Raw genomic sequence first — 19,866 nt, 5'->3', positions numbered from 1 at the left:
CTTCAAAATTAGTGTTCATCATCAAAATCATCTAGTTGCAATTCTTTTTTAAACTCATCTAGTGGTAACTCATCATCATCGTCTTCTTTTTCATCTTCTTCTACTTCTTCTAATTCTTCTAATTCGTCTGTTTCTTCTACTTTTTCTTCTACTATTTCTTGAAGATTACTACCTTCTAGTTCAGTGGTTGATTTTATAACTGGTACATCTTCTTTTCCTTCTATATTTATCTCTAGAGCTTCGAGTTCCTCTTCTGTATATTCTCTTAATTTAATTTCTTCTTTTTTATCATTAAGAACTTTTACATTTAGGCACAAAGCTTGAAGTTCTTTAATAAGAACTTTAAAGGACTCTGGTACACCTGGTTCTGGTATGTTTTCACCCTTTACTATTGACTCATAAGTTTTAACTCTACCCACAACATCATCCGACTTTACAGTTAAGATTTCCTGAAGAGTGTGTGCTGCTCCATAGGCTTCAAGAGCCCAAACTTCCATCTCTCCAAATCTTTGTCCTCCGAATTGTGCTTTACCTCCTAAAGGTTGTTGTGTAACTAATGAGTATGGCCCTGTAGATCTTGCATGAATCTTGTCATCAACTAAGTGAGCAAGTTTCAATATATACATATATCCTACAGTTACTCTATTGTCGAATGCTTCTCCGGTTCTCCCATCATATAGTACAGTTTTACCATCTCCATCATACCCTGCTTTTATAAGATGTTCTTCTATATCATACTCATTGGCGCCATCAAATACTGGAGTTGCTATATGCCAACCTAGTTTGTTTGCTGCAAGGCCTAGATGGACTTCTAGCACCTGACCTATATTCATACGTGAAGGAACCCCTAATGGATTTAAACATATTTGTAGTGGTCGTCCGTCTGGTAAAAATGGCATATCCTCTTCTGGTAATACTCTTGAAATAACACCCTTATTACCATGTCTTCCAGCCATCTTATCCCCTACAGAGATTTTTCTCTTTTGAGCTATATAACATCTTACAAGTTGGTTTACCCCTGGAGGTAACTCATCACCATTTTCCCTTGTAAAGACCTTTACGTCTACGATAATACCTGATTGACCATGAGGAACTCTTAATGATGTATCTCTAACTTCTCTTGCCTTTTCTCCAAAGATAGCTCTTAGTAACCTTTCTTCTGCTGTAAGTTCGGTTTCTCCCTTAGGTGTAACTTTACCTACAAGTACATCTCCAGCTCTTACTTCTGCACCTATTCTTATGATTCCACGCTCATCTATATCCTTTAGCGCATCCTCACCTACATTAGGTATATCTCTAGTTATTTCTTCTGGTCCTAGCTTTGTATCTCTCGCTTCGCATTCATATTCCTCTATGTGAATAGATGTGAATACATCTTCTCTTACTAATTCTTCAGAAATAAGCATAGCATCCTCATAGTTATATCCTTCCCATGTGATGAAGCCCATTCTTATATTTTTACCTAATGCTATTTCTCCAAGATCTGTTGATGGCCCATCTCCTAATACAGATCCATGTTCAACATGGTCTCCCTTAGTTACAATAGGTCTTTGATTTATACACGTCCCTGGATTTGACCTTTTAAATTTAAGCAATCTATATACGTCAGTTCCACCATCAGAGTCTCTTTTAACCCTAACTTCACTAGCACTTACATAAGATACGGTTCCGGCATTTCTAGCTTTTGGAAGTACCCCTGAATCTAATGCTGCTTTATATTCAATACCAGTTCCAACCAATGGTGCTTGAGGCATTAATAACGGCACCGCTTGACGTTGCATATTAGCACCCATAAGAGCACGGCTAGCATCGTCATTTTCAAGGAAAGGTATCATAGCTGTTGCTACAGATACTATCTGTCTTGGTGAAACGTCCATAAGATCAACTTCATTTCTTGATACAAGTAATATATCTTCTTTTATTCTTACAGTTACCCTATCATCAATAAACATATTGTTTTCATCTAATAACTCATTAGCTTGAGCTACTAAATAATTATCTTCTTCATCTGCTGTAAAATATTTAATTTCACTAGTTACTATACCAGTCTTTTTATCTACCACTCTATACGGCGTCTCTATAAAGCCATATTCATTAACCCTTGCATAAGTAGCTAAAGAGTTGATAAGTCCTATGTTTGGTCCTTCTGGGGTCTCTATAGGACACATTCTGCCATAATGAGAGTGATGAACGTCTCTTACTTCAAATCCTGCTCTTTCTCTTGATAATCCACCAGGTCCTAAAGCTGAGAGTCTTCTTTTATGAGTAAGCTCAGAAAGTGGATTATTTTGATCCATGAACTGAGACAGTTGTGAACTTCCAAAGAATTCTTTTGTAGCTGCTGAAACTGGTCTTATATTTATAAGAGCCTGAGGAGTTATTCCTTCTGGATCTTGTATAGTCATTCTCTCTTTTACTACTCTTTCCATCCTTGAAAGACCTATTCTGAATTGATTTTGCAACAATTCACCTACTGATCTTAGTCTTCTATTACCAAGATGGTCTATATCATCTACATTTCCTATACCATATAAAAGCCCTATTTGATAGCTTATAGTAGCATACATATCATCTTTAATTATATGCTTAGGTATAAGTCTATGTATGTTCTTTTTAATTTCTTCTTTAATTGCACTTTCTTCGGTATAATTGTTTAATATTTCTCTTAAAGTAGGATAATGAACATATTCGCGTATGTTTAAATCCGTGATATCAAAAGGTAATTGTTTGTTTATATTAACAAAATTATTACCTGCAACTCTTACTACTTTATCATCAACAATTATATCTACTAGATTTATACCACTATCTTGAATTGCTAAAGCATTTTCTCGGTCTATTTTTTCACCTTTTTGAACAAAGATTTCTCCTGTTTCTGGGTGAACTATATCTAATGCTGATATTTGATTTGCAATCCTTAAGTTTAGTGCTAACTTTTTATTAAATTTATATCTCCCTACCTTTGATAAATCATAGCGTTTTGCATCAAAAAACAATGAATCTATTAAACTCATTGCACTATCAACAGTAGGTGGCTCACCTGGCCTTAATCTTTTGTATATTTCTAATAGGCCTTCTTCTCTTGTTTTAGTATTATCTTTTTCTATAGTAGCCTTTAATCTTTCATCATCACCAAAGTAATCCATTATTTGTTGATCACTTGCGAATCCCATAGCTCTTGCTAGAACACTAATTGGAAGCTTTCTAGTCTTATCTATTCTTACATAAATTATATCATTTGAATCTGTTTCATATTCTAGCCACGCACCTCTATTAGGTATTACAGTAGCTGAATATAGTTTCTTTCCATTTTTATCTACGGAATAATTATAATACACCCCTGGTGATCTTACCAATTGGCTTACAATTACTCTTTCAGAACCATTTATAATGAAAGTACCTTGTTCCGTCATTAAAGGAAAATCTCCCATAAATACTTCTTGTTCTTTAATTTCACCTGTCTCTTTGTTTTGAAGTCTTACTTTTACTTTTAACGGAGCCGCATAAGTTGAGTCTCTTTCTTTACATTCTTCAACAGAATACTTAATATTCTCCATATCAAGTTTATAGCCAATAAATTCAAGTACAAGATTACCTGTATAGTTTGATATAGGACTTATATCATTAAATACCTCTTGAAGTCCCTCATCTAAAAACCACTGATAGGAATCTAACTGTACCTCTATTAAATTAGGCATATCTATTATGTCTTTAACTCTAGCAAAGCTCATTCGTGTTCTTTTGCCGACTTGGATAGGATGTACCATTAGCTTTTCACCCCTTGTATAAACTAAAATAACCAAAAACATACTATCCCTAAGGACTTTTGCTTCTGGATTGCACAGACATTATCATATTAGTATAACCAGTTATGTCAAAAAAAATCATTATATTGTCAAATCTTTGAAACATATTATTAATGGGGTGTCTCTCCCCCTGAATATCGTTAACTATATATTATCCCATAATTAACGGTACATTAAGTAATAATATCACAATAAATATTTCACGTCAACAGGTATACTCTAAAAAAGAGACACTTTAATTAAAAAGTGTCTCTTTTATGTATAGATACTACTTAACTTCTACTGTAGCTCCAACTTCTGAAAGTTTAGTCTTGATTTCTTCTGCTTCTTCTTTAGAAACTCCTTCTTTTACTGCTTTAGGAGCTCCGTCTACAACTTCTTTAGCTTCTTTTAAGCCAAGTCCTGTTATTTCTCTAACTGCTTTTATAACTTTGATTTTTTCAGATCCAATACTTGCTAGTATTACATCAAATTCAGTTTTTTCTTCTGCTGCTGCTGCTGGTGCTCCACCTGCTGCTGCTACTGGAGCTGCTGCGCTAACTCCAAATTCCTCTTCACAAGATTTAACTAACTCGTTTAATTCTAATACACTCATATCTTTTATAGCTTGAATTATTTCTTCTCTTGTCATTTAAATACACCTCCGAATTTTCTATTAACAATATTTTATTAATTTTAACATGATATTACTCTGCTGCTTGGTTTTCTTTGTTTTCCTTAATTGCATTTAACAAGTATGCTAAATTTGATAAAGGAGCCTTGAAACTTCCAAGAAGTTTTGCAATAAGAACTTCTTTTGGTGGTATTGATGCAAGTTGTTTAACTTTTTCAACATCATATATATCACCTTGAACAATACCAGCTTTTAATTCTATCTTTTTATGAGTCTTAGCAAAATCACTAAGTATTCTAGCTGGAGCTGTTACATCTTCATATCCAAAAGCTATAGATACAGGACCTTCTAAGAATTCTGTTATTCCTTCTAATCCCAATTCCTTTGCTGCAAGAGTAACTAACTTATTTTTGTAAACTTTGTATTCTACTCCAGAGTCTCTTAATTTTTTTCTAAGCTCTGTGTCTTCTTCAACTGTAAGCCCTTGATAGTCTGAAAGTATAACTGATTGTGCTTTTTCTAACTTTTCTTTTATTTCAGAAACCTTAGCTTCTTTTAATTGTCTATTCTTATTCACTGTGTGTCCACCTCCTCACAGCTTTCACTGCTTTTTTAAAATAACAAAGGTCCTCTCGCAGACGTGAGAAGACCTATAATTATATCTTATTATGGGGCCCTCGGTAGGTAGTTAAACTATTATGCTCTCGCACCTACTGTCTACGGAATACTTTATTTAATTTTCAACAAATGAAATTATACTAAAGATATCGACACTTGTCAATATTATTCTAATACTTTTGTTGGGTTTACTTTTACTCCAGGTCCCATTGTGCTGGAAACTGATACTGACTTAATGTACTGTCCTTTTGTTGCTGATGGTTTTGCTTTTACTAAAGCTTCCATCAAAACACGGAAGTTGTCAGCTAACTTTTCATTTCCAAAAGATTTCTTTCCTACTGGAACGTGAACTATAGAAGTTTTATCTACTCTATATTCAACTTTACCAGCTTTAATTTCTTGGACTGCTTTTTGAACATCAAATGTAACTGTTCCTGATTTTGGATTTGGCATTAATCCCTTAGGTCCAAGCACTCTACCTAATCTACCTACAACACCCATCATATCTGGAGTTGCAACAACTACATCATAATCAAACCAATTTTCTTTTTGGATCTTTTCTAATAAATCTTCTGCTCCTACAAATTCTGCACCAGCAGCCTTAGCTTCATTAGCTTTTTCACCCTTAGCGAAAACTAAAACTCTAACTTGCTTACCAGTTCCGTGTGGAAGTACTACTGCACCTCTTACTTGTTGGTCCGCATGTCTTGGATCTACTCCAAGTCTTACATGTAATTCTATTGTTTCATCAAATTTTGCTTTAGCTGTTTTTAAAGTTAAATCTAAAGCTTCTTTTGGTGTGTATAAAGCGTTTCTATCTATAAGTTTTGAACTCTCTATATAGTTTTTTCCTATCTTTCCCATTGTTATGCCTCCTTTGTGGTATTAACGGTCCTAGCCTCCCACTAATTTACAATAATTAACCTTCTACAACTATTCCCATACTTCTTGCAGTTCCTTCAATCATGCTTATAGCTGTTTCTAAAGACGCTGCATTTAAATCAGGCATTTTAGTTTCTGCTATTTGCTTAACTTGTTCACTTGTCACTGTACCAACTTTAGTATTGTTTGGCACTCCTGATCCACTTTCAAGTCCAGCTGCTTTCTTTAATAATATAGCTGCTGGAGGTGTTTTAAGTATAAAACTGAAAGATCTATCTTGATAAACAGTAATTACAACTGGTATTATCATACCTGGTTGATTAGCTGTTTTAGCATTAAATTCTTTACAGAATCCCATTATGTTTACACCATGTTGTCCTAACGCCGGTCCAACTGGTGGTGCTGGTGTTGCCTTTCCTGCTGCAAGCTGAAGTTTTATCATTCCTGTTACTTTTTTAGCCATGAGTTATTCCTCCTATACTGTGGTTATACCGGACTTTTAAAGCCCTCCCACTTAATTAAGACCTATTTTAAATTTAGTCTAACTTTTCTACTTGATTAAAGTCCAGTTCTGCTAATGTTTCTCTCCCGAACATGTTAACCAATGCTTTTACCTTTTTCTTTTCAATGTTAATCTCTTGTAAGGTAGCCATAAATTCTTTCAATGGCCCCGAAACAACTTTAACACTTTCCCCCACCTCAAAGTCAACTGTTACAGGGGTTTCATTTATCCCCATAGAATTCACTTCTTCATCAGTAAGTGGAACTGGCTTAGATCCAGGACCTACAAACCCAGTAACGCCTCTTGTGTTTCTTATAACGTACCATGATTCATCTGTCATTATTAGTTTAACTAATACATATCCAGGAAAAATCTTTTTCATAGTAACCTTTTTCTTACCATCTTTTTCTTCTACAACTTCTTCCATAGGCACTTGAAGATCAAGAATCAAATCATGTAAGTTTCTATTTTCTATAGTTTTTTCAAGGTTAGCTTTTACTTTGTTTTCATAGCCTGAATATGTGTGTACTACATACCATCTAGCTTTTTCACTCATAATATTTAGGAATGATTAATCATTCCAACCTCCTTTTTTTACTTTAATTTGAAAATTAACTTAAAGAGGTTTTTAAATAAAAGATCCACTGCGCCTATGAAGACAATATATAAGAAACAAAAACCAACTACCGCCAAAAAAGCCTTCTTAACATCCTCTTTAGATGGCCAAGTTATTCTACTAAATTCCGACTTAACTTCTTTTAGGAAACTAGTTTTATGCTTCGCCTTACTGTCTGTGCTTTTAACCACTTTGTTCTTTTCATCCACAGCCATAAATTCACATCCTTAAGGTTTTTAAGCGCTTATTTTGTCTCTTTATGAAGTGTGTGCTTTTTACAGAACTTACAATACTTTTGCATTTCTAATCTGTCTGGGTCATTCTTTTTACTTTTCATTGAGTTGTAGTTTCTCTGCTTGCACTCTGTACATGCTAAAGTTATCTTCACTCTCACCTTGTGCACCTCCAGTATTTTCGTATATAACCATAAGAACTTTAGTGCTCTTATACCCCTTTTTACGCATTACCTTAATAATTTATCACAATTAAACTTTCATGTCAACGTTAAAGTTATGTAAAGGACTAGGTTTTAACCCCAGTCCTAGTATATTTAGTTATATATCAATATAATTATTTTGTTATTGTAGTAACAACTCCTGATCCAACTGTTCTTCCGCCTTCTCTTATAGCAAATCTTAAACCTTCATCCATAGCTACTGGATTAATTAGTTCAACATTCATATCTATATGGTCTCCAGGCATTACCATTTCCATTCCATCTGGTAATTTGATTGATCCTGTTACATCTGTTGTTCTGAAATAAAATTGTGGTCTGTATCCATCAAAGAATGGTGTATGTCTTCCGCCTTCTTCTTTTTTAAGTACATATACTTGACCTACAAACTTGTTGTGTGGATTTACACTACCTGGTTTTGCAAGTACTTGACCTCTTTCTATTTCTGCTCTTTGTATTCCTCTTAATAGAACTCCTACATTATCCCCTGCCATTGCTTGGTCTAGTAACTTTCTAAACATTTCTACTCCTGTTACTACTACCTTTCTCTTGTCTTCAGATAATCCTACTAATTCTACTTCTTCTCCAACTTTTAAAACTCCAGTTTCAACTCTTCCTGTTGCTACTGTTCCTCTACCTGTAATTGTAAATACATCTTCTACTGGCATTAAGAACGGTTTGTCAGTTGCTCTTTCTGGTGTTGGGATATAGCTGTCTATTGCATCCATTAAGTCTAATATAGGCTTAATTGCTACTTCATCTGTTGGGTTTTCTAATGCTTTTAATGCTGATCCTGCTACTATTGGTGTATCGTCTCCTGGGAAATCATACTCACTTAATAGTTCTCTAACTTCCATCTCAACTAATTCTAATAATTCTGGATCATCTACCATATCTGATTTGTTTAAGAATACTACTATATAACCAACACCTACTCTAGATGCTAATAATATATGTTCTCTTGTTTGTGGCATTGGACCATCTGCTGCTGATACAACTAAGATAGCTCCATCCATTTGTGCTGCACCTGTAATCATATTCTTTACATAGTCAGCGTGACCTGGACAGTCTACGTGTGCATAATGTCTTTTTTCTGTTTCATACTCTACGTGAGAAGTATTGATTGTTATTCCTCTTTCCTTCTCCTCTGGTGCCTTATCTATTTGGTCATACTTAAACGCTTCTGCAAATCCTCTATTAGCTAATACTGATGTTATAGCTGCTGTTAATGTTGTCTTACCGTGGTCTACGTGACCTATTGTTCCAATATTAACGTGTGGTTTACTTCTTTCAAATTTTGCTTTTGACATTTGTGAATTCCTCCTATCCTTTATTAGATTTTGCAATAAACTTTGCCTAGTGTGTTGTAATTTCTATTTATTGGAGCCCACGATCGGGATCGAACCGACTACCTCCACCTTACCAAGGTGACGCTCTACCTACTGAGCTACATGGGCAACATTACTGAATTTAGAAACAGATTGGTTAATCTTGGTACTGAATTATATTTAATATACTATTAAAGCTATTTCTATTCAAATATATGTGATTAACCACTTTTTTGATTTTACTACTATTTTTCTTCTATGTCAATATTTTTGTACAAATTATCTGTTATTTAAACACTTCTCCAATTTTCTCTTAACTCTTTGGAGAGCATTATCTATAGACTTCGCATGTCTGTCTAAATCACAGGCTATTTCTTGGTAAGACTTTCCATCCAAATACGACATTAAAACTTCCATCTCTAAATCAGAAAGAACCTTCCCTATTTCCTTTTCTATGCGATTCATCTCTTCTTTGCTTATTAAGAGTTCTTCAGGATCTGTTATTTTCATGCTAGATATAACATCTAATAATGTTCTATCCGATTCTTCTTCATATATAGGTTTATTTAGGGATATATAAGTATTTAGCGGAATATGTTTTTGACGGGTAGCTGTCTTTATAGCAGTAATTATTTGCCTAGTTACACAAAGCTCTACGAAAGCTTTAAAGGATGCCAATTTATCAGGTTTAAAGTCTCTTATAGCTTTATATAGGCCTATCATACCTTCTTGATATATATCCTCTCGATCCGCGCCTATCAAGAAATAAGATTTAGCCTTCATCCTCACAAAATTTTCATACTTATTTATAAGGTATTCTTCAGCTCTTAAATCACCCTTTTTTGTCTCTGCCACTATTTCTTCATCAAGCATATCCTTATACAAAGATGTGCTCTTGTATATAATACCCGTATTTTCCATAGTTCCCCCTCCAAATCCTGTACATCATGTATTTAATTATAGTCCAGTGGCTAGCTTTAAGTCAAGTTATTTCAATGGCTTCTACGCATTTTCTCAAGTTCTTCCAGTACATTTTTTTGTATTCTATCTTCAATTGGATTTTTTTTAGAAAGCTTGTGTTTTTTATAGCTAGAAGCTACCTCCTCTTCCATCCCTTTTAACTTATGATAAAATTCCAAGGATGATATCCTTATTGCACCTCTTTGAAAAATTACTTGTTGTTCTAACGAGTCAGATGTTACTACTTCCACCTCTGTCTTTCGTCCTATATTATTTACTGACTTTTCTATATAACTGTCAGCAGTTTCACCTTCTTTTGTGAAAACTACAATAACGTTCCCTACTTTTTCTGTCTTTTCTATAGACCCCTTTACTTTATGGGCATCGAAAACTAAAAATATTTTATAGCCTTTAAATGATGAGTAATTTTGCATATAATCTATAAGATTTTGTCTTGCTGTTTCATAACTATACTCTTTTATATCTCGAAGAGTCGGCCAGCTATTGATTATATTATAACCATCAACAAAAATAATTTTCACAATTACTTTTCAATTCTCCTTTTTAAAACTTCATACATTAATATCCCTGCTGCTACCGATGCATTAAGAGAATTTAATTTGCCAGCCATTGGTATGCTTACAACCACATCACATTTATCCCTAGTAAGTTTAGATATTCCCTTGCCCTCATTGCCTATAACAATGGCAATAGCTCCACCTAGGTCCACCTTATGACTATACTCATCACCATTCATATCTGCACCATAAATCCATAAACCTTTTTCTTTTAATGTATCTATGGCTGAATTAATATTTGTAACCTTAGCTATCTTCATATACTCAGCAGCTCCAGCTGAGGTCTTATATACTGTTGTAGTTACTCCAACGCTTCTTCTTTTAGGTATTATTATGCCATGCGCACCACATAGCTCTGCTGTCCTTATTATAGATCCTAAATTATGTGGATCTTCAATTTCATCTAAAACAATTATAAACGGATCTTCATCCTTTTCTTTTGCATATTCTAGTATTTCCTCTATGGTATTGTAAATATAAGGCGTTACGATTGCTATAACCCCTTGGTGACTTCCAGTTTCAGACATTGAATCTAGTTTCTTTCTATCCACTTCTTTAACTACTATAGATTTTTCTTTAGCCATAGCTAGTATAGAAGTTATGGATCCTTCCCTGTCTCCCTTTGCAACCAATAGTTGTTCTATAGTCTTATCAGATTTTAAAACTTCTATAACAGCATTTCTTCCTTCTATTAAATCTTCTCTTTCTTTTGTTTCTTGATGTTTATCTTCTAAATGTATCTTATTTTCTCTCATTACCGTTCTCCTTAACTACTTTATACCGTTAAATCTAAATTTATAGATCTTTCTAAAATAAAACTTAATCTTTCATTTTGTTCTGTTAAATACAAATAACCTAAAAGAGCCTCAAATCCTGTTGCGTTTCTATAATCCATAACCTCAGCATTTTTAGGCATTGTATGCGACTTTGCATTTCTTCCTCTTTTATAAACACAAACTTCTTCATCACTTAGTTCTTCTTTGATTAAATTAACTATTTTACTTTGAGATGAAGCTTTAACATACCCTATAGCTTTAACGTGTATCTTATGAGCTGAAAGCTCATCATTTTTTTCTAATATATAATTTCTTATAAATAATTCAAATACTGCATCTCCTATTAAAGCCAAAGTTAATGAACTTAATCCTGTGGCTTCCTTAACATCATATTTTTTGTGTTTTAAATATTCCATATTAATTCTCCTTGAATTCTTTTAGCATAATCTAATTATTACTCATATTTTCAATAATCTCAACTAAAATATCTTTATTAACCTACTGTTTAAGATAATATAACAACTAATTTAACTTTTGTATATAAAAACTTACCAATAATTATGCTCTTTTATAGCTTTATAAAAAAACTCTAAATTCATCATTTATATAGATAATGAATTTAGAGTTTTAAATATATTTTACTTGTATTTTATATTTAATTTTTATTTAGAATAATATTCAACGATTAATTGCTCATTTATTTCTATTGGCAATTCATGTCTTTCAGGTAATTTACATAACTTAGCCTTAAAGTTTTCTTCATCTTTTTCTATATACGATAGATTAAGAGAATAAATATTTTCAAAGTTTTCTTTAAATATATTTATCTTTTGTGATGATGACTTAAGTGATACCTCTTCTCCTATATTAACTGAATAAGATGGTATATCTACCTTTTTACCATCAACTTCTATATGTCCATGACTTACCATCTGCCTTGCTTGTCTAATGGATGAAGCTAGGCCCATTCTATATACTATGTTATCTAGCCTACATTCTAGGCTTACAAGTAACACATCTCCAGTCATTTCTTTACTTTTCAAAGCTTTATCTACATATATTTTAAATTGCTTTTCTAAAACACCGTAGTAAGCTCTAAGCCTTTGTTTTTCTAATAATTGAACTCCAAAATCAGATAACTTTTTATCCGCCCTACTAGTTCCTCTTGCTTCTCTTTTCATTGCCTTTGGATGACCACTTACATTTAATCCAAGCCTTCTGCATTGTTTAAAACGTGGTCCCATCATTTTCGCCATAATATACCTCCATATAAATGAATTGCCGCGGTAAATTATTGCCTTTAGATAATATATCACATTATCTCTTTATTGAAAATGATTATCACTTCGTCTTATTCCCTCTTTGACAAATTTAAATCTCCCATCCTGACCATCTCTACTAAATACTCAGTTTTTTAATTTATTTTTTAATTTATTTATTATGTTTAATTATTCTTTTAATGGATTAATACCCATTTGATTAAATATTTGTTGAAACAACTCCTTAGCCACTGGAGACGCAATAATACCACCAAAATGTTCTCCTTCTGGTTCATCAATACTTACAAATACGCTTACTTTAGGATTATCATAAGGTGCTGCTCCAATAAACGAAGATATAAACTTTCCTTCCACATAACCTTTTCCGCCTATATTGGCCTTTTGAGCTGTTCCTGTTTTCCCAGCTATTCCAAGTCCCTCTACATAAGCTTGTTTACCCGAGCCCTTAGATACGGTTTCTTCCAACATTTTAGCCACTGTATTTGCTGTATCCTTACTTATTACTTGTCTTTGATTTTTTTCTTCATAAGGCTTGGACACCGATGTACCTCCATTTTTGTCTACACCAACTACTTCTTTCATTAAATGTGGAGTTGAATATACTCCATCATTCATTATAGTGTTTAGCGCCGCTAATATTTGTATAGGTGATGCTGCATCAGTTTGTCCAAAAGATATGGTGGCAAGATCTAAAGCAGTCATTTGGTCTGTAGGCTTAATTATCCCTGCTGCCTCTCCTGTTAGATCTATACCTGCAGGTTTTCCAAATCCAAAATCATATATATATTTATTTAATCTTTCTTGACCTAATCTTCTACCAAGCTCCATAAATCCAGGATTACAAGAATTCTCCAAGATGTCTATTAATTTCTCTGATCCGTGCCCTTCAGGCTTCCAACAGTTCACCTTTGTTCCATTTACCACAGTAAACCCCTTGCAATAAAAGTCATCATTAAGAAATGTCACCTTTTCTTCTAATGCCGCAGAAATTGTGGTTATCTTAAACGTGGATCCAGGTTCGAAAACATCATTTACAGCTTTATTTCTCCATAATTGTTGCAATTTTTCATTATCCACTATTCCCATTCTCGGGTCATTTAAATTAAAGTCTGGTTTGTTAACCATTGCTAATACTTCACCATTTTTAGGATTAGTTACAATAATAGTTACACCTTTAGCTTTAGTATCTTTCAAAGCCTTATCTGCCACTGTTTGAGCTATATATTGTATACTTTCATCTACACTTAAAATTACATCTTTACCATTTATAGCTTCTGTATAAACAACATCCTCATAGGGCAACTCTGAAGCATTTTTATCTAACTCTGCTATCCTGATACCCGCTACTCCCATAAGTTCTTTATCATAATATTTTTCTAATCCAAAAACACCCTCACCCTCCAAATCTACTATACCAAGTGCGTGAGCTAGAAAATTATTATTAGGATAAAGCCTTGTAGAATCATTTTCTATTATCATAAAGTTATACTTTTTAGTTTTTCTCACTTCTTTAAGCTTATCTATTTTATCTTTTTCTATTTTTCTCTCTAGAGTCATTCCCCTTAATAATCTACCATTATTATCTGTTTTATCAAGCATAGATAGCACCTTGTCATTATCCATGCCTAGAGCTCCTGAGATTTCTTCTGATACTTGCTCTTTAGTTTCATTGTATCTTACACAATATTCTTGCATGGCCAATAAATCTAAGTTAACTTTATATACATCACCACTTACAGCAAGTTCTCTTCCGTTTCTATCTAATATACTTCCTCTTTTAGGCGATATTTTAGCCTCGTTTAAAAATTGTTGTTCTGCCTTATTACCCAAAAACTCACCTTGTAGAACCATTCTTCTAAAAAGTTGTATTGATAAAAGGAGAAATACAAGTGAAAATATTATAAAGGTTGATTTTACACGAATGGGCTTTATTTTAATCTTCTTATTTTTCATTTGTTTATTCCTCCTATATAATCCTTAGAACACTAAAAATTTCTATAGTAAGTATATGGTTATTTACTAAGTCTAATTGCACTTTTTCCACCTTACTCCCTGAGGTGTGTCTTCTAAAACTATCCCCATATCTTTAAGTTTATCTCGTATTTTATCTGATAACGCCCAATCTTTATCTTTTCTTGCTTGTTCTCTTTGTTCAATTAACTTTTCCACCTCTTCTTTTAAATTCATCTTAGTGGATTTTTGAAGAATTCCAAGTGGTGACCCTAAATCTCTTATAAGGTTTAAAGCATAATTAATCATATCCTTAGATGAATTTATATCTATATTACTATTTAAATCTCGAATCAAATCAAATATAACAGATATTCCATCTGCAGTATTAAAATCATCATCCATCTTTATCATAAATTTCTCTTTGTATTCCTTTATGTGATCTATATATACCTTCTCTTCTTCCTTAATGCTATCTTGCTTCACTTCTTCTAAAAGGCTTTCTAAATTACCTATAGCATTATAAAGCCTTTCTACAGATGCCTTAGCAGAATCTAAAAGCTCCATACTAAAGTTTAGTTGTGTTCTATAATGTCCAGATAACATGAAAAATCTTACTACATCTGAATCATAACTCTCTAATATATCACGAGTTGTGAAAAAGTTATTCAATGATTTTGACATTTTTTGATTATTTATATTTACAAAGGCTGAATGCACCCAATAATTTGCAAATGGTTTTCCACTTCTCGATTCGCTTTGTGCTATTTCATTTTCATGATGTGGGAATACAAGATCAGATCCTCCAGCATGGATATCAATGGTTTCACCTAATATATTATGCGCCATGCAAGAGCATTCAATATGCCATCCTGGTCTTCCCATTCCCCATGGGCTCTCCCAAGCTGGTTCCCCTTCTTTTTTATTTTTCCATAGAGCAAAATCCATAGGATCCTGTTTCTTATCTCCTACTTCTATCCTAGCTCCTGCCTGCAAATCATCTATGTTTTGTCCTGATAGTTTGCCATAGCCATTAAATTTCTTTGTGCTAAAGTAAACATCTCCATCTGCCTCATATGCATATCCTTTATCCACAAGATCTGATATAAAACTTACTATTTGATCTATGTGCTCTGTAGCTCTAGGATTAAAGGTAGCCCTTTCTATATTTAATGCATCAGCATCCTTATAGTACTCATTTATATATTTATCTCCTAGAGACTTTACTGTAGTTTTTTCTTCATTAGCTTTTTTTATCATTTTATCATCTATATCCGTAAAGTTTTGAACATAACTAACTTTATATCCACTATATTCAAGATATCTCCTTAAAGCATCGAAAACAATAAATGTTCTTGCATTACCTATATGAAAAAGATTATATACAGTAGGTCCACAAACATACATCTTTATTTCTCCTTCTGTCAAAGGAACAAATTCTTCTTTTCTTTTATTTAATGTATTATATAATTTCATAATTTCCCTCCATTTAAGCCTATATAAAATTTTCTAATCTATCCAAATTAAATTATATCATAATTCAAAACTATATATAAGTTTTTAATTTTTCTATATTACCTTTTAATTATATTATTTTTGCTAATTTATAAACCATCTTATTTCTAATTGATTTTATTATTTCTTTAAATAAAGCCTTTGTAATTACACCTTAATTTTAATAAATACTTAACCCTACATAATTACTAGCACATAGCTATACTCTATTAATGATAAGCTCGGCAATTCTTAGGTCTTCTTTAGTTGTAATTTTTATATTTTCATAGCTTCCCTCATAAATAAAAACCTTGTGACCTATAAGTTCTAAAGCAGCCGTATCATCTGTTACTAATATCTTATTCTTTCTAATGTAGTTATGTCCTTCTAATATAATGGAATATTTAAAGCATTGAGGTGTTTGTATTGCTACTAATTCTTTCCTATTTAAAGTAGCCTTTGAAAAGCCACTTTCATCTATAACTTTTATAGTATCTTTAACCTTAACCCCAGGTGCCGCACCACCATACAAATAGGCATATCTTATTCCATCTTTTATTATATCATCACTAACCAAAGGTCTTGCGCCATCATGAATAAGCACAACTTCACAATCTTCCATTGAAATTAGTCCATTGTAAACTGAGTCCTGCCTTTCTTTCCCACCCTTAACAATAATGATAGGTTTATCAAACTTATATTTTTTCAGTATATTTTCCTCAAAATATGTAACTTCATCCTCTGGCAATACTAAATATATTTCATCTATATCACAGCACATTGAAAACTTCTCTAAAGTACGATGTATTAAAGGTTTCCCGTGAATATTTAAAAATTGTTTGCTTTTATCACTATTCATCCTTTTACCTTTTCCCCCAGCTACTATGAGAGCATTTACCTTACCCATGCCTATCCCCCTTTAATGAATAAACTTAGTTTCTATTAATATATATAACTTTATATTACAATAATACCCCTACATAAAAATAGGGGTATTATTGTAATTATAAACTTTATTAATTTAATCCTTATATTAACCTTGCTTTTCAAATGCATCTTTTTCTTTAGCAAATATCATTCTTCCTGCAGCAGTTTGAAGTACAGATGTAACAACTACGTCTATAACCTCACCTATATATTTTCTGCCACCTTCAACAACTATCATAGTTCCATCATCTAAATATGCTATTCCTTGACCAGACTCTTTACCATCTTTTATAACCTGTATAGTCATTTCTTCTCCTGGAAGAACTACCGGTTTTATTGCATTCGCAAGTTCGTTAATATTAAGAACATCTACCCCTTGAAATTCAGCCACCTTATTTAAGTTATAATCGTTTGTTATAACCTTACCGTCTAAAAATTGAGCAAGTTTTAATAATTTACTATCTACTTCTGCTATTTCTGGAAAGTCCTTTTCTGATATTTGAACTTCAATATTTAATTCTTTTTGAATCTTATTTAATATATCAAGACCTCTTCTTCCGCGATTTCTTTTTAATGAGTCAGATGAATCTGCTATATGCCTTAATTCTTCTAAAACAAATGTCGGAATTATTAGGGTTCCTTCTATAAACCCTGTTTGACATATATCAAATATTCTCCCATCAATTATAACAGAGGTATCTAGAACTTTAGGTGTAGCTTTATTATTAAATTTGTTCTTTTTATCTCTTCCTGATGTTACCTTTTTGAAGTTGCCAAAAAAGGACATCACATCTTCTCTTCTTTTAATAGCAATGTCTGCTCCAAATACAGCTGCCACTATATTTATAACCGCATAAATTATCTTTCCAATTAATGTTGCATTCAAAACACTAGCTAAAAGCGAAGATATAATAAGTGCAATTATGGCTCCTACTGCTCCAAATAAAATTTCTATCGATGTTAATTTTTGCATACTTCTTTCGATATATTCTACTACTTTAGAAATCAAATTATTAATCCATGGTGAAATTAAAAATAATATAAATCCAAATAATAAAGTAATAAGAATTAAAAATAATATTGTATTAATATTAAATCCGCTGAAATATCCCTTGCTTTTTACATACTCAGTTTTAAGTAATAAAACACCAACGAAGTAGCCAATCACTAATCCTATTATTGTAAATAACGATCTTAAAACCTTTTTTAACAAGTCATTCACCTCCCTTTCTAAATTGTTGCCAAAAAGTTGTAATTCTAACCCTTAAGTATTAATATATATTAATACTTTTTCCATTGCAATAAAAGCCTGCTTATTTAATAGAATATTCATTACTTTTTAAGCTTTTACTTATATGTTCATATTCAGCCTTGATAAATACTTCTATTAAGCCCCCCTATGAAAAAGCTAGTATCTAAGTTAATATATAAGCATAAACAGATTTAACTATTCACATCGTCCATTCACCAATTGACAAAATTGTCTGAAAAAACCTATAATTAACTTAAAGAACCTAGGCTAGTTAAAAAAATAAGGAGTTGAGTCTTACATGAAAGATATAATTTTTGATGATTTCCAAAACTCCGTCGATGAATATCTTATAAGGCATAAGAGCATTTTAGACGTACTTACTAAGCTTCAAGAATCAGAAGCTAGAGTCAATAGATCAATAGCTAAATCTGTTACAAGCTGTGGCTGTATAACTATAAATGCTAAAAAGCAATGTTTGCCCTCTGATGAAAATTCAATGGATAACCCAAATGACTGCTTTAAAACTCATCTAGACGGAAATCTTTGTAACGACTGTAGGGAAGTTATAGAAACTGAATTAGGTAATAATATATTTTACCTGAGTTCTCTGTGCAATCTTTTAGATTTAAATATTTATGATATAATTTTAAAAGAATATGATAGGATGAATACTTTAGGTAAGTATCATCTTAGATAATGACTCCCCTGCTATAAAAGCAGGGGTAATATTATAATTGCTTATCTAAAGCTACTTGTTCTTTTATTCTTCTAAGCCCATTTTTTATTGCCCTTGCCCTTGCTTCTCCTATACCTTCTACTTTATCTAGTTCTTCGTAGGATGCTTCTACTACAGCCTGTAGTTCATTAAAGTTTTTAACTAAATTTTCTATAATACTACTAGGTATTCTTGGAATCTTATTTAATATTCTATATCCTCTAGATGATATAAGCGTTTCTACTAATGTTACTCCACTGTATCCTATAAGTTTAGCTATTAAATCTAAGTCTAGTATTTCTACTGAACTTAACATTTGTATACCGGTATATATTTCATTTTCATTTAACCCTAATTTACAATAATCTCTTATTAAAAGTATTCCATCCTCTTCAACATACCTTATAAGTTCATCTAATTGCATTGATATGAGTCTTCCTTCATTTCCTAATTCACATATGTACTTTTCAATTTCCGATACTATTCTCATTACCATCTCTGTTCTTTGAATAACTGTTACTACATCAAGTAAGGTAACAATATCCTGGAATTCTAAAAGATTCAGGTTACTTATTACTTTATTTAAAACTGCTACATATCTCTCTAAGGTTTGTATTGCTTGGTTTGCCTTTCCTAGTATGATGCTACTATCTTTTAACACATACTTAATATCTCCTTTGTATACTGTTATCATATTTCTTCTTTGAGATATAGCAATTACAATGCATCCTGTTTGCTTAGCCACTCTATGAGCTGTTCTATGTCTTGTTCCAGTCTCGTAAGTTGTTATTGAATGTTCAGGTACAAGCTGTGCATTTGCATATAATATCTTTTTTATATCAGAACTTATAACTATTGCACCATCCATTTTAGCTAGTTCATATACATAAGAAGGATTGTATTCTGAGTTAATTGTAAATCCTCCATCAACAATTTTGAGAGTCTCATCATCACTGGCTAGTAATAAAAGCCCCCCTGTTTTAGCTCTTAAGATATTTTCTAATCCTTCTCTTAAAGCTGTTCCAGGTCCCATTATTTTTAATATGTTTTTTAATTCCTTATCTCTTTCTATTCTCATATAACCACCTTAATGCTATTAAATAATCAATTATTTT

General features: G+C 32.4%; 20 protein-coding genes, 1 tRNA gene and 1 other annotated feature. Of the genes, 1 reads left to right on the top strand and 20 read right to left on the bottom strand.

Features of this window, described 5'->3' with window-relative positions:
- Nucleotides 1-8: 8 nt before the first annotated feature.
- The 19 genes from rpoB to BD821_RS05705 form a co-directional block, all read right to left on the bottom strand.
- On the bottom strand, nt 9-3,767 hold the full coding sequence (gene rpoB / locus BD821_RS05795; RefSeq protein WP_104409700.1) for a DNA-directed RNA polymerase subunit beta: 3,759 nt from the start codon (nt 3,765-3,767) through the stop codon (nt 9-11).
- 307 nt (nt 3,768-4,074) lie between these two features.
- Nucleotides 4,075-4,437, bottom strand: coding sequence for a 50S ribosomal protein L7/L12 (gene rplL / locus BD821_RS05790; RefSeq protein ID WP_029451425.1), 363 nt, complete (start codon nt 4,435-4,437; stop codon nt 4,075-4,077).
- Between the two features lie 55 nt (nt 4,438-4,492).
- Complete coding sequence (gene rplJ / locus BD821_RS05785; RefSeq protein WP_104409699.1) at nt 4,493-4,996, bottom strand: 50S ribosomal protein L10; 504 nt, start codon at nt 4,994-4,996, stop codon at nt 4,493-4,495.
- A gap of 33 nt (nt 4,997-5,029) precedes the next feature.
- Nucleotides 5,030-5,160: a sequence feature (ribosomal protein L10 leader region), on the bottom strand.
- A gap of 42 nt (nt 5,161-5,202) precedes the next feature.
- The gene (rplA, locus tag BD821_RS05780) at nt 5,203-5,892 is read right to left on the bottom strand and encodes a 50S ribosomal protein L1 (protein ID WP_084170591.1); all 690 of its coding nucleotides are present in this window, start codon (nt 5,890-5,892) and stop codon (nt 5,203-5,205) included.
- Nucleotides 5,893-5,956: 64 nt separating this feature from the next.
- On the bottom strand, nt 5,957-6,382 hold the full coding sequence (gene rplK, locus BD821_RS05775) for a 50S ribosomal protein L11 (RefSeq protein WP_104409698.1): 426 nt from the start codon (nt 6,380-6,382) through the stop codon (nt 5,957-5,959).
- A gap of 73 nt (nt 6,383-6,455) precedes the next feature.
- Entirely contained in the window at nt 6,456-6,977 is a 522-nt protein-coding gene (gene nusG / locus BD821_RS05770; RefSeq protein WP_029451432.1) for a transcription termination/antitermination protein NusG, read from the bottom strand.
- A 38-nt stretch (nt 6,978-7,015) separates the two neighbouring features.
- A complete protein-coding gene (secE, locus tag BD821_RS05765; protein WP_104409697.1) occupies nt 7,016-7,252 on the bottom strand; it encodes a preprotein translocase subunit SecE in 237 nt (78 codons plus the stop codon).
- A 29-nt stretch (nt 7,253-7,281) separates the two neighbouring features.
- Complete coding sequence (gene rpmG, locus BD821_RS05760) at nt 7,282-7,431, bottom strand: 50S ribosomal protein L33 (protein WP_084170488.1); 150 nt, start codon at nt 7,429-7,431, stop codon at nt 7,282-7,284.
- 176 nt (nt 7,432-7,607) lie between these two features.
- Entirely contained in the window at nt 7,608-8,801 is a 1,194-nt protein-coding gene (gene tuf / locus BD821_RS05755) for an elongation factor Tu (RefSeq protein ID WP_104409696.1), read from the bottom strand.
- A gap of 71 nt (nt 8,802-8,872) precedes the next feature.
- Nucleotides 8,873-8,948: transfer RNA gene (locus tag BD821_RS05750), tRNA-Thr, on the bottom strand.
- Nucleotides 8,949-9,098: 150 nt separating this feature from the next.
- Complete coding sequence (gene sigH, locus BD821_RS05745; protein WP_029451434.1) at nt 9,099-9,740, bottom strand: RNA polymerase sporulation sigma factor SigH; 642 nt, start codon at nt 9,738-9,740, stop codon at nt 9,099-9,101.
- Nucleotides 9,741-9,811: 71 nt separating this feature from the next.
- Nucleotides 9,812-10,321 carry an NYN domain-containing protein gene (locus BD821_RS05740; protein WP_029451435.1) on the bottom strand — a complete coding sequence of 170 codons (510 nt, stop codon included), beginning with the start codon at nt 10,319-10,321 and terminating at the stop codon, nt 9,812-9,814.
- Between the two features lie 2 nt (nt 10,322-10,323).
- Nucleotides 10,324-11,112 (bottom strand): 23S rRNA (guanosine(2251)-2'-O)-methyltransferase RlmB, encoded by a 789-nt coding sequence (rlmB, locus tag BD821_RS05735; protein ID WP_104409695.1) that lies wholly within the window; start codon nt 11,110-11,112, stop codon nt 10,324-10,326.
- Nucleotides 11,113-11,132: 20 nt separating this feature from the next.
- On the bottom strand, nt 11,133-11,549 hold the full coding sequence (locus BD821_RS05730; RefSeq protein WP_104409694.1) for a Mini-ribonuclease 3: 417 nt from the start codon (nt 11,547-11,549) through the stop codon (nt 11,133-11,135).
- A 246-nt stretch (nt 11,550-11,795) separates the two neighbouring features.
- Nucleotides 11,796-12,389, bottom strand: coding sequence for a 30S ribosomal protein S4 (rpsD, locus tag BD821_RS05725; protein ID WP_104409693.1), 594 nt, complete (start codon nt 12,387-12,389; stop codon nt 11,796-11,798).
- A gap of 192 nt (nt 12,390-12,581) precedes the next feature.
- Nucleotides 12,582-14,366, bottom strand: a complete 1,785-nt coding sequence (locus BD821_RS05720; RefSeq protein WP_104409692.1) for a penicillin-binding transpeptidase domain-containing protein — start codon at nt 14,364-14,366, stop codon at nt 12,582-12,584.
- A gap of 72 nt (nt 14,367-14,438) precedes the next feature.
- Nucleotides 14,439-15,839 (bottom strand): cysteine--tRNA ligase, encoded by a 1,401-nt coding sequence (gene cysS, locus BD821_RS05715; RefSeq protein WP_104409691.1) that lies wholly within the window; start codon nt 15,837-15,839, stop codon nt 14,439-14,441.
- Between the two features lie 238 nt (nt 15,840-16,077).
- Nucleotides 16,078-16,764 carry a 2-C-methyl-D-erythritol 4-phosphate cytidylyltransferase gene (ispD, locus tag BD821_RS05710; RefSeq protein ID WP_029451441.1) on the bottom strand — a complete coding sequence of 229 codons (687 nt, stop codon included), beginning with the start codon at nt 16,762-16,764 and terminating at the stop codon, nt 16,078-16,080.
- Between the two features lie 126 nt (nt 16,765-16,890).
- The gene (locus tag BD821_RS05705; RefSeq protein ID WP_029451442.1) at nt 16,891-17,997 is read right to left on the bottom strand and encodes a PIN/TRAM domain-containing protein; all 1,107 of its coding nucleotides are present in this window, start codon (nt 17,995-17,997) and stop codon (nt 16,891-16,893) included.
- Between the two features lie 337 nt (nt 17,998-18,334).
- On the opposite strand from BD821_RS05705, the gene BD821_RS05700 reads away from it, so the two are divergent.
- Nucleotides 18,335-18,733 (top strand): nucleoside triphosphate pyrophosphohydrolase family protein, encoded by a 399-nt coding sequence (locus BD821_RS05700; protein WP_104409690.1) that lies wholly within the window; start codon nt 18,335-18,337, stop codon nt 18,731-18,733.
- Nucleotides 18,734-18,764: 31 nt separating this feature from the next.
- On the opposite strand, the gene disA is transcribed toward BD821_RS05700, so the two are convergent.
- Nucleotides 18,765-19,829, bottom strand: coding sequence for a DNA integrity scanning diadenylate cyclase DisA (disA, locus tag BD821_RS05695; protein ID WP_029451444.1), 1,065 nt, complete (start codon nt 19,827-19,829; stop codon nt 18,765-18,767).
- Between the last annotated feature and the right edge of the window lie 37 nt (nt 19,830-19,866).

It is taken from the genome of Clostridium algidicarnis DSM 15099 (genome assembly GCF_002934235.1).
Taxonomy (GTDB): Bacteria; Bacillota; Clostridia; order Clostridiales; family Clostridiaceae; genus Clostridium_L; species Clostridium_L algidicarnis.
The sequence above is the reverse complement of the archived record's forward strand: the minus strand, read 5'-3'. Positions and strand labels throughout refer to the sequence as shown.